The 14,606-nt window shown below is 38.5% G+C and carries 17 protein-coding genes and 1 other RNA gene; 5 read left to right on the top strand and 13 right to left on the bottom strand.

The features are described 5' to 3' along the window. Positions 1-23 precede the first annotated feature (23 nt). The 4 genes from ACN6MT_RS09670 to ACN6MT_RS09655 all read right to left on the bottom strand — a co-directional run bounded on the left by ACN6MT_RS09670 (position 24) and on the right by ACN6MT_RS09655 (position 2,117). Positions 24-989, bottom strand: coding sequence for a pilus assembly protein TadG-related protein (locus ACN6MT_RS09670; RefSeq protein ID WP_419955715.1), 966 nt, complete (start codon positions 987-989; stop codon positions 24-26). Then, on the bottom strand, positions 990-1,355 hold the full coding sequence (locus ACN6MT_RS09665; protein ID WP_419955714.1) for a TadE/TadG family type IV pilus assembly protein: 366 nt from the start codon (positions 1,353-1,355) through the stop codon (positions 990-992). It lies immediately after the preceding gene. Further along, a complete protein-coding gene (locus tag ACN6MT_RS09660; RefSeq protein WP_419955713.1) occupies positions 1,355-1,870 on the bottom strand; it encodes an A24 family peptidase in 516 nt (171 codons plus the stop codon). The genes ACN6MT_RS09665 and ACN6MT_RS09660 overlap by 1 nt, the downstream gene beginning before the upstream one ends. A gap of 73 nt (positions 1,871-1,943) precedes the next feature. Then, positions 1,944-2,117 (bottom strand): Flp family type IVb pilin, encoded by a 174-nt coding sequence (locus tag ACN6MT_RS09655; protein ID WP_419955712.1) that lies wholly within the window; start codon positions 2,115-2,117, stop codon positions 1,944-1,946. Positions 2,118-2,359: 242 nt separating this feature from the next. On the opposite strand from ACN6MT_RS09655, the gene ACN6MT_RS09650 reads away from it, so the two are divergent. From ACN6MT_RS09650 to ACN6MT_RS09630, 5 genes are all read left to right on the top strand, one after another. Then, positions 2,360-2,740, top strand: coding sequence for a DUF192 domain-containing protein (locus tag ACN6MT_RS09650; protein ID WP_419955711.1), 381 nt, complete (start codon positions 2,360-2,362; stop codon positions 2,738-2,740). Continuing rightward, positions 2,724-3,434 carry a hypothetical protein gene (locus tag ACN6MT_RS09645; protein WP_419955710.1) on the top strand — a complete coding sequence of 237 codons (711 nt, stop codon included), beginning with the start codon at positions 2,724-2,726 and terminating at the stop codon, positions 3,432-3,434. The genes ACN6MT_RS09650 and ACN6MT_RS09645 overlap by 17 nt, the downstream gene beginning before the upstream one ends. A 12-nt stretch (positions 3,435-3,446) precedes the next feature. Beyond that, positions 3,447-3,662: a hypothetical protein gene (locus ACN6MT_RS09640; RefSeq protein ID WP_419955709.1), complete on the top strand. Its 216-nt coding sequence runs from the start codon at positions 3,447-3,449 to the stop codon at positions 3,660-3,662. A gap of 142 nt (positions 3,663-3,804) precedes the next feature. After that, positions 3,805-5,661 carry a vWA domain-containing protein gene (locus tag ACN6MT_RS09635; RefSeq protein WP_419955708.1) on the top strand — a complete coding sequence of 619 codons (1,857 nt, stop codon included), beginning with the start codon at positions 3,805-3,807 and terminating at the stop codon, positions 5,659-5,661. A 333-nt stretch (positions 5,662-5,994) separates the two neighbouring features. Further along, the gene (locus ACN6MT_RS09630) at positions 5,995-6,675 is read left to right on the top strand and encodes a spore coat protein (RefSeq protein WP_419955707.1); all 681 of its coding nucleotides are present in this window, start codon (positions 5,995-5,997) and stop codon (positions 6,673-6,675) included. A 45-nt stretch (positions 6,676-6,720) separates the two neighbouring features. Here ACN6MT_RS09630 and ACN6MT_RS09625 read toward each other — a convergent pair whose 3' ends face one another. The 9 genes from ACN6MT_RS09625 to eno all read right to left on the bottom strand — a co-directional run bounded on the left by ACN6MT_RS09625 (position 6,721) and on the right by eno (position 14,590). Continuing rightward, positions 6,721-7,149 carry an Hsp20/alpha crystallin family protein gene (locus ACN6MT_RS09625; RefSeq protein WP_419955706.1) on the bottom strand — a complete coding sequence of 143 codons (429 nt, stop codon included), beginning with the start codon at positions 7,147-7,149 and terminating at the stop codon, positions 6,721-6,723. A 20-nt stretch (positions 7,150-7,169) separates the two neighbouring features. Then, the gene (locus ACN6MT_RS09620; protein ID WP_063252079.1) at positions 7,170-7,412 is read right to left on the bottom strand and encodes a spore germination protein; all 243 of its coding nucleotides are present in this window, start codon (positions 7,410-7,412) and stop codon (positions 7,170-7,172) included. A gap of 21 nt (positions 7,413-7,433) precedes the next feature. Next, the gene (locus ACN6MT_RS09615) at positions 7,434-7,688 is read right to left on the bottom strand and encodes a spore germination protein (RefSeq protein ID WP_063252077.1); all 255 of its coding nucleotides are present in this window, start codon (positions 7,686-7,688) and stop codon (positions 7,434-7,436) included. A gap of 892 nt (positions 7,689-8,580) precedes the next feature. Continuing rightward, positions 8,581-8,940, bottom strand: a transfer-messenger RNA (tmRNA) gene (gene ssrA, locus ACN6MT_RS09610). A gap of 147 nt (positions 8,941-9,087) precedes the next feature. Continuing rightward, complete coding sequence (gene smpB / locus ACN6MT_RS09605) at positions 9,088-9,555, bottom strand: SsrA-binding protein SmpB (RefSeq protein ID WP_063252074.1); 468 nt, start codon at positions 9,553-9,555, stop codon at positions 9,088-9,090. Between the two features lie 87 nt (positions 9,556-9,642). After that, positions 9,643-12,000, bottom strand: a complete 2,358-nt coding sequence (gene rnr / locus ACN6MT_RS09600; RefSeq protein ID WP_419955705.1) for a ribonuclease R — start codon at positions 11,998-12,000, stop codon at positions 9,643-9,645. Positions 12,001-12,021: 21 nt separating this feature from the next. Then, positions 12,022-12,768 carry an alpha/beta hydrolase gene (locus ACN6MT_RS09595; RefSeq protein ID WP_419955704.1) on the bottom strand — a complete coding sequence of 249 codons (747 nt, stop codon included), beginning with the start codon at positions 12,766-12,768 and terminating at the stop codon, positions 12,022-12,024. 137 nt (positions 12,769-12,905) lie between these two features. Then, positions 12,906-13,139, bottom strand: a complete 234-nt coding sequence (gene secG / locus ACN6MT_RS09590) for a preprotein translocase subunit SecG (RefSeq protein WP_063252070.1) — start codon at positions 13,137-13,139, stop codon at positions 12,906-12,908. Positions 13,140-13,291: 152 nt separating this feature from the next. Beyond that, the gene (gene eno, locus ACN6MT_RS09585) at positions 13,292-14,590 is read right to left on the bottom strand and encodes a phosphopyruvate hydratase (protein ID WP_063252068.1); all 1,299 of its coding nucleotides are present in this window, start codon (positions 14,588-14,590) and stop codon (positions 13,292-13,294) included. Positions 14,591-14,606: the final 16 nt, after the last annotated feature.

Below are 14,606 nucleotides of genomic sequence, written 5' to 3'. Positions count from 1 at the left end.
CCTCCTAAATCTAATAAAATTTATCACTCCACAAGCTTCACGCCGTATAATCCATACTCGGAACCACCAGTTTCTCCGGAATTTATGGCAGTAATAAATTGTCCTTTAATGTTTTTATGTTTACCATTATTATCGTATTCTTTTACCCAAAAGGGGACAAAACCTATTATTTCAACAGGTTTACTTGAACCATTAATGCCATCCCATGTATTAATAATAGCTACATAGATTACCCTTTTACAGCTGTTATCGGCTGTAGACGCAGACTGACAATGTGGTTTGTCTTTATCACTATTAATTATAGAGTCAATTGATGATTCTACTGCCTTATCAACTGGCCCATTCATTACCCCTGGTTCTGGATATACTTTATCACCTTCGGAAACATTCGTTTTGCTCCCATTTTTTATTCCATCTTCTATAAAAGGTGCCCCACTACCATCAATCCTAATAAAACCGCAATTCCCCGGGCTTTTCTTTCCAGATTCATTTTCCTCTTCCCCGCAAGTAAGTGTAGTTTTATTAGGAACTGCACTTTTCTCAATGGCGATTGGTGCTATTCCATGAGTGGATTTTAGCGAGCCTGCAACAATCGCTTTAGCCGAGGCCGAAACAGTGGCGGTATTAATTCCAATTGCTTTTGCAAAAGTTAATGAAACATTTTCTTTTTTAGTAGCTTTAAGATGTTTTTTATGTTTGGCTTCTATATCTGTGTCTGAGAGAGAGTAACCATTTTTTTGTGATATTTCTTTTGCAACCACTTTTGCTTGATCTTCACTTTCATTAGAATCTACCAATAAGAGTTTGTGGGCTCCAGCAAGTACCGCAGCATCCATTGCTTTTTGCAGCTTGCTTTTTTCTAAGTAAAGCGTACCGCCATCTATTGCTAAAGCTGTGAAGCCTAGAAGAGCAACCATTGCAATCGCTACGATTACTAATGCTCCACCACTTTCATCACGCAGATTTAACAATCTATAAAATCTCTTCATTTATTCCACCCTCATTACTGTGGTATCTTTTAAGGTTATTGAACCTACAATATCCCCAATTACGGGGGTTAAAAAATTTATCGGATAAGTTATCGTTATAGTTGCATCCGCTCCAGATGACCCTGAAGCAACATTTACTTGTCCTGATGTTAAGCCTATGCTCGTACCCTGAGTAACAGCTACATTTTTAATGTTAGTTTCATCTTTGCCAATACTTGCTGCCCGCGCTGCTTCCCTTCCCGCATGATCAATTGTTAAATAAGCATGAAAAATTCGCCCAAAATCTATAATTCCAAACAATAATACAACTAGTAACGGTAAAACCAGTGCAAATTCAACGAGAGATTGGCCGCTTTCTGATTTCATTAAAATCCTCCCCAGACCAATGTGCAAAGTGTTCCTAATACTATTGCAACACCATAAGGGAATGAGATACTGTTTATTTTTTCGTTTGATAGAATAATTGAGCCCAGGCTACTTTTTAAAAATACTACATTGGTAAAATTAAAGGAGAAAGATTTAATTGTTTTAATAACTCCTTTTGTTTTAATAATTAGCAATAATGCGATTAATCCACCGATCAAGGCCGTATAAATAAATGAATAAAAGATGAAGCTAGTTCCCATTAATGCCCCAATAGCGGCCATTAGTTTAACATCACCGGCACCCATTCCACCTAACATATAAGGGATAAATAGAAGGGCTAAACCAATTAGAAAGCCTTTTCCACTGAATAGTAATCCATCTACGCCTGAAATTAAGAGGTTATAAAACAAGCCAAAAAGCATAGTAGGAAATGTAATATAATTGAAGATTTTGCGGGTTTTAATATCAGTATAAAAACAAATACAGAGGACTATTACTAAAATAATATTTGCCATTTTGAGTTTCTCCTTTCTTATAAATAACCCCTGCTTCTCAGAGATGAAAAGCAGGGGAATATTATAAATAAGTTTATTTAGCTTTATCTAATGCCGCCCCCACTCTACCTAGAAGTTCCCCAATATCAGTTGCTAATGCTCCCAACGCAACTACACAAGCAATTGCAACCAACCCAATAATTAACCCATACTCCGATAATCCTTGACCTTCTTCTTCAATAAATAAACCTTTAATTTTTTTTAACATTTTGTTTCCTCCTCATATTTATTAGGTTTTAGGTGTTCTTTACTTAGAACTTACATCAATCATATAACGAACTAATAGATTTGAAAATGTTCATTTTCGTTCGTTTTAATGAAAACATAGATATTTCTCTATCTATTTCTCGTTATATCTCCTTTTCTCTCACTATTTTGTTCTTTCAAAAGAACAACCCTTTTAATATAATGAACAGGATATCATTCTAAAATTATGAAAGGAGTTTTTATATGGAAGGAAGGACTGTTACTATCCCTTATCCTATTGAAATGGCTGATTCTTTTTTCAAGAGATTCAAGGGATTAATGTTTCGAAAGGATCCAATTATGAATGAAGGTCTGTGGATTGTACCTTGCAATGCGGCTCATATGTTCTTTATGAAGTTCCCACTAGACATCGTTCTTCTGAACGAACGAAATGAAGTTGTGGAGCTGCATCATAGTTTGCAGCCTTGGAAAATGACGAAACCTGTAAAGAAAGCACATTCAACCTTAGAGCTGCCAGCAGGGTCTGCCGAAAAATTGGGAATACGTATTGGAAGTATCCTTCAAATTAAAAGTAAAAGTAAAACAAAGTTAGGGAGTGTTGGAGAAATTGAAAAAGAGTTTTAGCGTTTTATTATTATTAATCATTTCTTTATTTACGATGTTAAATGGAGTCTCATCAGCAAAACCGGTTGCCAGCAACACCACGAGCTTAAATATCACCTCCTCTAGCAGCTATAAAAGTATAAGTTTGAGCTACCAATTAGTTAATTCAAAAAAGATTCCTGATAAATTCATTATTTATAGAGGCACTTTACAAGTTTATGAAGGAACGAAGACTAGTTTTTCTGATGTTGGTTTACGTTCAGGTACTGGCTACATCTATACTGTGGAGGCTTTGTCTAAAGGCAAGGTACTAGCTATAGCTACTCATACAGCGTCAACACTAGCCATTATTGTTAACCCCATCGAAATTACATCTACTGTTCAACCGGATGATTCTATCGTCCTAACATGGTCCAAGCTAAATTCTGGACTAGCGCCTGACCAATACAAAGTTTTTGTTAATGGATCACTTAACACTACACTTCCACCTTCGACTTCTTCAACTCAGAACACAACGATACTTTACCTTCAGCCCGGAGACCATCTGATTAAAATAGAAGGATGGTATAAGGATGAAATCGTCAGCCAAAGAAGCAAATTGGTTTCGATTCCTAAACCTGTTGCTGCACCGTATGAAATTAATATAAACTGGGATACTCAGGATTTCGACTCAAGAGAAATGCAGATTTATTTCAGTTATAATGACTCACTTTAGCCTGCAGATCGAATGTTGATTACTCGTAAAAAAGTGACTCTCGTAAATAAAGTACCAACAGAAGTTGAAAACGCAGAGGTGGTCTATGACGGAGAACCTATTGCTATGTATACAGAAACCCAATTTGGAATGGATGTAGTCAGATACAATTATTACGTTTTAAATTATCAAGCAGACAGTGTTGTTGGTTCTGGAAATGCATCTGTTCCTAATTTTTTTGATTATTAATTGTTGTACTAAAAGAGCTGATTTTCAACAAAAATCAGCTCTCTCACTTTTTAGAAACATCCTTCTATACAAAACGTTCGTTTTGATGTTAATATTGTTTCATATAAAGAACAATTTATTTTTCAATATGGAGGTGTTACTAGTGTTTAAAAAAACAATTGTCTGCTTTATCATGTTCATTTATTTATTCTCCCTGACGAATGTACAGGCTGAGGATTCATTTAATACCTCTTCACGGATTGAAGGGGTTCTCGTTGTAGACGTGAGTAAATCGATGCTGACAAGTGATCCAAATAAAATCAGCAGCGAAGCGATGAAAATGTTTATTGATATGTCGTCTCTAAAGGGGGATAAAATCGGTTTTATTGCTTATGCAGGTGATGTGATTGCTAAAACGGATCTTGTGAAACTGCAGACGGAGAAAGATAAAATCGACCTTAAAGCATTTATTGACTCACTTGGCCAATATCCAAATACGGACATATCCGTTGGATTAAAAGACGCGATTAAGGCTCTAGACGCCAGCCATGAACAAGACTACCGTCCGCTGATTGTATTACTTGCCGATGGAAACAATGATGTGGATGATAAAAAAGGTGTTACACTCCAACAAGCCACTGATAGTCTAAATGATGCAGTTGATGAGGCAAAAACAAAGGGCTATCCGGTCTATGTTATAGGTCTAAATGAGGTTGGAACATTGAATAAAGATGTTCTGCAGAACATTGCCACTACAACGAACGGAAAGTTTTTCGAAACAAGTTCAGCTGATGATTTGCCAGGAATCCTTAGTGAGATTTTTGCCAATCATTTGAAATTAAAGGTTGTACCCGTTGATGAGCTTGTCGGTAAAGGTGATTTTGAGGATGTTACCATCACGATTCCAAATACCAATGTCTTAGAAGCAAATCTTTCACTCGTCTCCAGCCAACCTGTGGAAATTAAATTGTTCGATCCTTCCGGCACTGAACAGGTTCTGCCGTCCGATAAGATATCTATTACAAAATCTAAATCCTACTCTATGGTAAAGATGATAAGTCCGGTTCCCGGTGATTGGACACTAAAGATAAAAGGTGTTGCTTTGGATAAAATTGATATTAATTTCGTGTTTAACTATGATTTACAGCTTTCATTTGCCCCGCTTGAGAGGAAAAACTATAAAGCAGGCGATACGATTAAGGTTGAGGCATTCTTTGAAGATAATGGGCAACAAGTCTCAAACAAGGACCTCTATAATACAATGAAAGCTACTCTCCTAGTAACGGATTTAGAAACCAATCAAACAGAGGAAATCCCTTTAGCAGCTGATCAGCAGGGATATACAGGGCAATTTATTATTGGGAATTCAGAAAACTATGAGTTGAAGATAAAAGCAGAAGGCAATAGTTTTTTTCGTGAAACACCCGTTCAACAGATTTCGGTCCAAAAGGCTGTAGTACCTGTAGCAACAGAGAGCATTCCAGAAAAAGAAGTTCAACCTTTCTCATGGACATATGCTGGGCTCATTGGATTAGCTGTTATTCTATTGGTTATTCTAATGTTCTCCTATTCTAAAAAAAGAAAGAAAGTAAAGAGAGGAAAAACTGAACACTCAGCTGTCCCAGCCTACACCTTCTCGCTTAGTAACAGAAAGAGAAAAGTCGGCTTTTTTGGACATATTATGATTGAGATAAGAAATGTGGAAACGGGAGAACTCTTTGAAGCAAAATATGAAAAGTTAAAAGGCTTTAAGGGAGAATTCAACTTGCCGAAGCTGTTTAAGCTGCCACAAGAATTCACCGAAACTGACCAAATTAACTTTATCCCTCTAACTGACTTTGCATTACTAATCTTTAATAAATCAAACTGTGTTATTGAAATGAATGGAGTGGCAGTTGAAGAGCAATATCAACGGTTCAGACCAAATGATACAGTGCGTATTGTCTTAAAAGAAGCAAATAAATCTATTTATGTTCGAATTATTGGATTGGAAAAGAAGAAGAATCTTAAGCATGCTTAAGAACAGGCGGTTAATTCATCGCTTGTTCTTTATTTTTTGCTTTTTTCGTAAACTTATGCTTTTTATACTTATCAGTTTACAATGTTCATCACTTCAGATGAGGACATATAAGTTTTCAATAGCTCCTTTTGTGGTCGTAAAAATATGGAAAAGTTTTTAACTCATCATGCAATTTTACGCGCACTTCCTACTCACTACTGGTTAGTATTGACGTTGTTCATTTTCTAAAACCATTACGTTACAATCTTTTGAACAATTGGTTTAGGTGAATAACTATGGCCGATTGAAACATAATAACTATGGCTATTATCAATCAATTAGGAGGAGAAAAATATGATGCAAAACCAGCAAGGTCAACAAGGACAAATACACCAAAACATGCATACAGGGAATGTACCTCCACAACTTAATCATGGCGGTCATGAGGTAATTGACTTAAATGAAGTATTAGGTGCAGCAATTGGTACCATGAATTCCTACATGTTATTACGCCAACATGTAAAGGATCCAGAATTATTGGACATACTTGATCGCCAATATAAATTTATGCAGGATGAATATAACATCACCCTCGAGTGTTTTAAAACAGGACAAAACCCTTCACATCCTACTTCAAAATATATGATGAACCAAGGGAATGACTTCATCTATGGTATGAAGCCAACTCAGCCAAAGAAACCTTGGCAATCTGTTTCTGAGATTAATGATGAATACATTTCAAGCTGTATGTTAGCTTCCTGTAAATCATCTGCTTCAATGAAAACAATGGCAGCGCTTGAAACATCCAATCCAGTTGTTCGCCGTGTCCTGGCAGATTCTATCCCAAATTGCATAGAGATGGGTTATGAACTTTCTATTTATCAAAATAAACACCATTACTATCAAGTGCCTCAGCTAGCTGAGACTGACATGAATCAATATAGAAATGCATTTGCACCTGCACAAGGTCAAGGAATGGGACAACCGATGGGTCAAATGCCGAATAATCCAATGAACAACAATTTGCCGCATTAATAAAAGAAGCTATCCTTCACAATAGAGGGATAGCTCCTTTCTTTCTTAGGGATTTATGTTTATATTTTGTATCTGTCTTGGATAATGAATATATAAAAGTCCATCCTGGTATTGAACAGTTAATAAATGTGCATCCGTTGGTTCAGGTAAATCAATTTCGAGTTCGATATCTCCATAATGTCTTTGCTGCATAATTGCCAGTTCGTTAGAAATCGGAGGATTAACTTTCGTTTTTATTGAAATTTGCTTATTTAATATTAGATTGAGTGATATTTGATCTAGCCGAATACCAGGTAATTCAATCAATAGGCATACAGTCGTTTGATTTCTGTAAACATCATACCTGGGCTCATGGCGGTTTACTCTCGAAAAGAATTCTTTAGGAGCTTTTTCAGATAATACACTTGACCAAAAGTCGCTTTTTCTATATTCATTCGTAATCTCAAGCCATTGTCTAATTTTTTCAATATCCATCTTTCCCCACCTCTAGATCATCAAACCTGGTTTGCGATTGGCATTGAAGGGTTCGCAATTTGATCTTGGTCACTAACATCTGTATCTAAATTTCCTGCGTTCATTTGCGAGAAGGTTGGTGAAAAATCTCCTTGAGAAAAATTTGCAGCGATTAATTTGGTATTGGAAGTGTGACTATTATGGACGGTTGGACCAATATCAATATTTCCATTCTGTGTGGCACCGTTGACCTTTATATTAAAAATATTTATTTGATAAGGCATACTCTCATCTCCCCCTTCCCATTAGAAACCTGGGATTCTTCCAACATTTGTACTATCTGAATTTCCAATATCCGTCATATCATTTACATCAGGATCGATGAGGATGTTTTCCAAATTAGCTTCAGTTGGAGATAAATCCCCGTAGGATGAATTAACTCCTTGAACCTTACTCTTCGCTGTATGGCTATTATGTGCCGCTTCCCCAATCGTTACAGAACCATTTCCCGATATGCTATTTATCTTTAAACTATATAAGTTAATGATGATAGAAGGCATAACATCCCCCTCATTTTCTTTACAAAGGTTTAGAATAGCGTATGCGGATAAATGCCTAAATGTCACTCTTTGTACAAAAATAACGTTAGGACAGTCTTTAGTAGTAGAGGAGTTACTTCAGACTCTACCTTGCTTCTTATGCTCATCCTTGTCCGATGTTACACGACTTCGGACTTGACCTTGCTTTTTATACTCATTCTTGTCCGATGTTCACACAACTTCGGACTCTACCTCGCTTTTTTAGCTCCTCCTTGTCTGAAGTTCACACGACTTCGGACTCTACGTCTCTTTTTATGCTCATCCTTGTCTGAAGTTCACACGACTTCGGACTTGACCTTGCTTTTTATGCTCCTCCTTGTCCGATGTTCACACAACTTCGGACTCTACCTCGCTTTTTTAGCTCCTCCTTGTCCGATGTTCACACGACTTCGGACTCTACCTTGCCTTTTATGCTCATCCTTGTCCGATGTTCACACGACTTCGGACTCTACTTCGCTTTTTATACTCCTCCTTGTCTGAAGTTCACACAACTTCGGACTTGACCCCGCTTTTTTAGCTCTACCTTGTCTGAAGTTCACACGACTTCGGACTCTACCTCGCTTTTTATGCTAATCCTTGTCTGAAGTTCACACAACTTCGGACTCTACCTCGCTTTTTATGCTAATCCTTGTCTGAAGTTCACACGACTTCGGACTCTGCCTCGCTTTTTATGCTAATCCTTGTCTGAAGTTCACACGACTTCGGACTCTGCCTCGCTTTTTATGCTAATCCTTGTCTGAAGTTCACACGACTTCGGACTCTACCTAAAATAAAATAAACCATAAACTTTCCAAAAGGAAAATTTATGGTTTACATCACATACTAATTAAATTTTGTTTTTCCACCTTATGTATGGTGGAGACGGCGGGAATCGAACCCGCGTCCAAAGATATCGGCACTTAAGCTTCTACGAGTGTAGTCGACATATTGGCGATTCGCTGATCCTTTTGCCTATCGACAGGCGTCCGGTCAGCTAGTCTGGTTGTTCTCTTCCTTCGCCCTCAGACGGTGAGCTCCGGCGTAGCCTACTAAGAGTGAGTCCGCTACCCTACCACATAGGCGATGGAGGGGCGAACAGCTAAGCAGTTATTAAGCTGCGAAAGCTAGGTTGTTGTTAGTTTTGCCAGTTATAGGCGTTGACGTTTTAACGAGGCCGATCCCCTCGACTCGCAACCCAAGCTCGAACTACCCCTGTCGAATCCGTAGCGCCCCCATATAAAATGAGCTGAAATCTACTTAAAGATTCAAGCTGCAGACGTCGGAAGCTCAACAATAGTTTGAGCAAAAAGTTATCATCGCTCCTTAGCGACAAACTTATTATAACACACTGAGCGGATTTTTCAATTGTAATTATTTGTCATTACATTTTCTGACGATCACGGAATGCACGCTCGATATCACGCTTAGCCTCTTTTTGCTTAAGGACTTCACGTTTATCATAATTCTTTTTACCCTTTGCTAAGCCTAATAAAACCTTTGCAAACCCATTTTTCAAATAAATTTTTAAAGGAATCAATGCATAACCTGCTTCTCGAGTTTCACCGAAAAGTTTATTAATTTCCCGCTTATGAAGCAACAGCTTTCTCTGTCTCAAAGGATCATGATTATAGCGATTACCTTGCTCATATGGGCTAACGTGCATATTTAATAAATGCATTTCACCATTATGAATTCTAGCATAAGAATCCTTTAAATTCACTTTTCCGGCACGTATCGACTTAATTTCAGTACCTTGAAGAACGATACCGGCCTCATACGTTTCTTCAATAAAGTAATCATGGTATGCCTTTTTATTTTGCGCCACCACTTTTCCTACACCTTTTGGCATGTCTCTCACCTCGTTATGGGTTCATTTTAGCAGAAAACGTTATTGATAACAATTGAAAGGGGACCTAGAAGAAGGCCCCCACCTAAATTATCTTTTCTTGTTTTTCCGCTTGGTGCTTTTATTCTTAGGTACATTATCGTAAAACTTCTTTTTCTTCCGCGTTCCCGATCCTTGACCTGATCCTCCACCACGTGCTTCAGACTTTTGCCCGCCGCCGCGGCCTTCTTGTTTATTACGGCGTGGTTTTTTGGTATCGCTGCCTGTTTTAAACACTCTCGGAGTTTCTGAACGCTCGCGGCGTGTACCTTTCATACCAACGATTTCAAAATCAATGGAACGCTCGTCCTTATTGACTTTTACAACTCTGACGGTAATTTCATCCCCAATACGGAATACGTTACCTGTCCGCTCACCAATCATTGCAAAATGGCGCTCGTCAAATCGATAGTAGTCATCTGTCAAATAGCTCACATGGACGAGACCCTCAATGGTATTAGGAAGCTCGACAAACATTCCAAAATTGGTTACAGAGCTAATGATACCATCATACTCTTCGCCAATCTTATCTTCCATATACTCAGCTTTCTTAAGCTCATCGGTTTCACGTTCAGCGTCAACCGCCCGGCGTTCCATTTTCGATGAATGCTGCGCAATCTCAGGCAACCTCGCATTCCATTTTTCCCTCGTTGTCTCATCTAGCTTTCCTTCTATTAAATAGGTTCGGATTAAACGATGAACGATGGTATCTGGATACCGTCGAATTGGCGATGTGAAATGTGTATAAAACTCTGTTGATAATCCAAAGTGACCTAAGCTTTCTGGATCATATTTTGCCTGCTGCATGGACCTGAGCATAACCGTCGAGATAACCATCTCTTCTGGCTTACCCTGAACTTCTTCAATAATCTCCTGCAGGGCCCTTGGATGAACATCATTTGCCGTTCCTTTGACAATATAGCCAAAGTTCGTGATAAACTCAAAGAACCTTCTCAGCTTATCTTCTTTTGGATCTTCATGGATTCGGTAAATAAACGGTACCTCCATCCAGTGAAAATGCTCAGCGACTGTTTCATTGGCAGCAAGCATAAATTCCTCAATTAATCTTTCGGCTACCGAACGTTCGCGGAGAACTACATCTAACGGTTTACTATCTTCATCAACCAAAACCTTAGACTCTTTGAAGTCAAAATCGATCGCACCGCGCTTCATTCGCTTCTCTCGCAATATTTGTGCAAGTTCTTCCATTTGCTCAAACATCGGCACAAGGGATTCATAGCGGGATCGTGTTTCCTCATCTTTATCAACTAAGATCTTATTTACATCAAAGTAAGTCATTCTCTCCGTTGTTTTGATTACACTTTGGAAAATCTCGTGATTCACTACTTGACCTTCCGGATTAATTTCCATATCACACGATAACACCAGGCGGTCCACTCTTGGATTAAGTGAACAAATTCCATTGGATAAACGATGTGGAATCATTGGAATGACCCTGTCGACTAAATAAACACTTGTTGCACGTTCTTCTGCCTCAAGGTCGATTGGCGTTCCTTCTTTTACATAATAGCTTACATCTGCAATATGTACGCCAAGCTTATAGTTGCCATTATCCAGCTTCGTTACAGTAACCGCATCATCAAGGTCTTTCGCGTCAGCGCCGTCTATTGTCACAATCGTTTCATTCCGGAGATCACGACGGTTCGCCAATTCGCTTTCATCGATTGTATCAGGTGTCTCATTTGCTTGCTTTAATACGTCATCTGGGAAAGCCATTGGCAGGCCATGCTTATGGATAACAGAAAGAATATCCACACCCGGATCATTTTTATGTCCAAGTACAGTGATAACCTCTCCTTCAGCACTTTTACGTCCCTCTGGATAGGTAGTAAGCTTAACAACCACTTTATGGCCTTCTACGGCTCCTTTAGATGCTGATTTTGGAATAAAGATATCACTGGCAAATTTTTTATCATCCGGGATCACAAAACCAAAGCTTTTGCTTTCCACATAGGTGCCGACGATTTGCGTTACGCCTCTTTCTAATATACGAATGATACTTCCTTCACGTCGCTGACCAGAAGTCTCAGAAGAAATTCGAGCAAGTACAGTATCACCATGCATGGCATTATTCAGTTCATTCGGCGGTATAAAAATATCATCCATACCCGGTTCATCTGGAATCACAAACGCAAAGCCTTTTGCATGCCCTGTCAGTTTACCGCGGATGAGGTTCATTTTTTGCGGCAATCCATAACGGTTGCTGCGTGTACGGACAACAAGTCCTTTTTCCTCCATTTGAACAAGCGCTTTAACAAATTCTTTAAAGTCACTTGAATCCGAAATTCCAAATGCTGCTTCTAGTTCTTGTACCGTCAAAGGCTTATAAGCCTCATCTTTCATATATTGTAATAGTTTATCAACGTGCAGTTGAATATTATCTTCCAAATAAAATCCCTCCTCAAGAGATTAGTTCTGCCAATCTAATTTTTCTAAAAAGGCGTAAACATCTTCATGAAGCTGATCACGTTCTTTATCTAACGTAATCACATGTCCCGATTCCTCATACCATTTAATTTCTTTGTTAACGGACTCAACTTCATTGTAAATTATGTTTGCACTATCTGTATTAATCATTTTGTCGTGTCGGGCTTGGACGACAAAGGTTGGAGCATAAATCATATCCACATGGTTGCGGACATCAGAAATTAATGACTGCAAAGCCTTTAATGTATTCATGGGCGTTTTTGCGAACTCATTCATTTCCAATTCGACTTGCTCTTCGGTTTTCCCTTCCCGTACTTTATATTCGCGGGCATACTCTAGAATTCCTTGATACATGACTTCTTCACTTTTTATATACATTGGTGCACACATCGGAAATATACCCTTTATAGGTACAGTGTAACCCAATTTTAAGGAAAATACGCCGCCAAGTGAAAGTCCCCCAACAGCAATTTCCTCATAGCCTTGGCTTTTTAAAAAATTATAGCCATTTATAACATCCTGCCACCAATCTGTTGGACCTGTATGTACTAACTCTTCCGGCGGAACTCCATGCCCTTTATAATGTGGAGCATGACAAGTATATCCCCTTTTTTCTAAAAATCTCCCTAACATCCGAACATCAGCCGAATTACCTGTAAATCCGTGAAGCAATAAAACTGCTCGTTTTCCCGCCTTAAAGGTGAAGGGCTTAGGTGCTGCAATTTTCATTATAAAAACTCCTTTAATTCAAAAAAATCCATTACCTTAGTTTAAGCAAACAATTGGGTAACATTCCAGAAAAAAGCCTTCGATTTTCGGTGCATAAAAAAAACCTGACATAAGCCAGGTTTTTTGAGCATTCTTTATTAAACTTCGAAGTACGCAACTAAGACAGCAAGAATAATGAAAAGAACTGCTAATACTACAGTAATACGATGTAAAATCAAATCAAGTCCACGTGCTTTTTGCTTACCGAATAATGTTTCTGCACCACCTGAAATGGCACCAGATAATCCAGCACTTTTACCTGATTGCAATAAAACAACTAGAATAAGTCCAATACTTACGATTACTAATAATGTTACAACCAATGCATGCATGTAAGCCACCTCCTGTTAGTTCGTACATTTCACAGTATTTTTAATGTACCATACTATTGACCTTTTAACAATACTAGTCTTTGTGACAGATTTCCGCCACAGCAGCAAGGAAAGGCACTCATTCGTCAATGAGTGCCTTCACTTTAATCATTTTATTTTTTTAGGTTATAGAAAGATTTTAAGCCGTTGTATTGTGCTGTATCACCTAATTGGTCTTCAATACGAAGCAATTGGTTGTATTTCGCAACACGGTCTGTACGTGAAGGAGCACCTGTTTTGATTTGACCCGCATTTGTTGCAACAGCGATGTCAGCGATTGTGTTATCTTCTGTTTCACCAGAACGGTGAGAGATAACTGCAGTGTAACCAGCACGCTTCGCCATTTCAATTGCGTCAAATGTTTCAGTTAATGTACCAATTTGGTTAACTTTGATAAGGATTGAGTTGCCGATTCCTTTTTCAATACCTTCAGAAAGCTTCTTCGTGTTTGTAACGAATAGGTCATCTCCAACTAATTGAACTTTTTTACCAAGGCGTTCAGTTAGAAGCTTGTGTCCTTCCCAGTCGTTTTCATCTAAACCGTCTTCGATAGATAGGATTGGATATTTAGTAGCCATATCCTCATACCAATCAACCATTTCTGCAGAAGTCTTAACAACGCCTTCACCTTTAAGATGGTATTTACCATCTTCTTTGTTGTAGAACTCAGAAGAAGCAGCATCCATTGCTAAGAATACTTCTTCACCAGGCTTGTAACCAGCTTTTTCGATTGCTTGAACAATCGTTTGAAGTGCTTCTTCGTTAGATCCTAGGTTTGGAGCAAATCCACCTTCATCACCAACAGCAGTGTTAAGTCCTTTTTCTTTAAGTACAGACTTTAAGCTGTGGAAAATTTCTGCACCCATACGAAGTGCTTCTCTAAAGTTTGGAGCTCCAACAGGCATTACCATGAATTCTTGAATATCAACGTTGTTATCAGCGTGCTCTCCACCGTTCACGATATTCATCATTGGAACTGGAAGCTGCTTAGAGTTGAATCCTCCAAGGTATTGGTATAAAGGAATATCTAAGTAGTTTGCAGCAGCATGAGCTACAGCCATAGAAACACCTAGGATGGCGTTTGCACCTAATTTACCTTTATTTTCAGTTCCATCAAGCTCGATTAAAGCATGGTCAATAGCAACTTGGTCTAAAACGCTGAATTCTTCTCCAACAAGGTGTGGAGCAATAATTTCATTTACGTTATCTACAGCTTTTAATACACCTTTACCAAGGTAACGCTCTTTGTCACCATCGCGAAGTTCTACTGCTTCATATTCACCAGTAGAAGCACCACTTGGAACTAAAGCACGGCCAAAAGCACCGGATTCTGTGAAAACTTCTACTTCAACTGTTGGGTTACCGCGGGAATCTAATACTTCACGTGCGTATACATCTGCAATAAATGGCATTTAATTTCTCTCCTTT

It is taken from the genome of Neobacillus niacini (assembly GCF_048572935.1).
Taxonomy (GTDB): Bacteria; Bacillota; Bacilli; order Bacillales; family Cytobacillaceae; genus Neobacillus; species Neobacillus niacini.
This window is presented reverse-complemented; position numbering and strand designations above follow the sequence as displayed.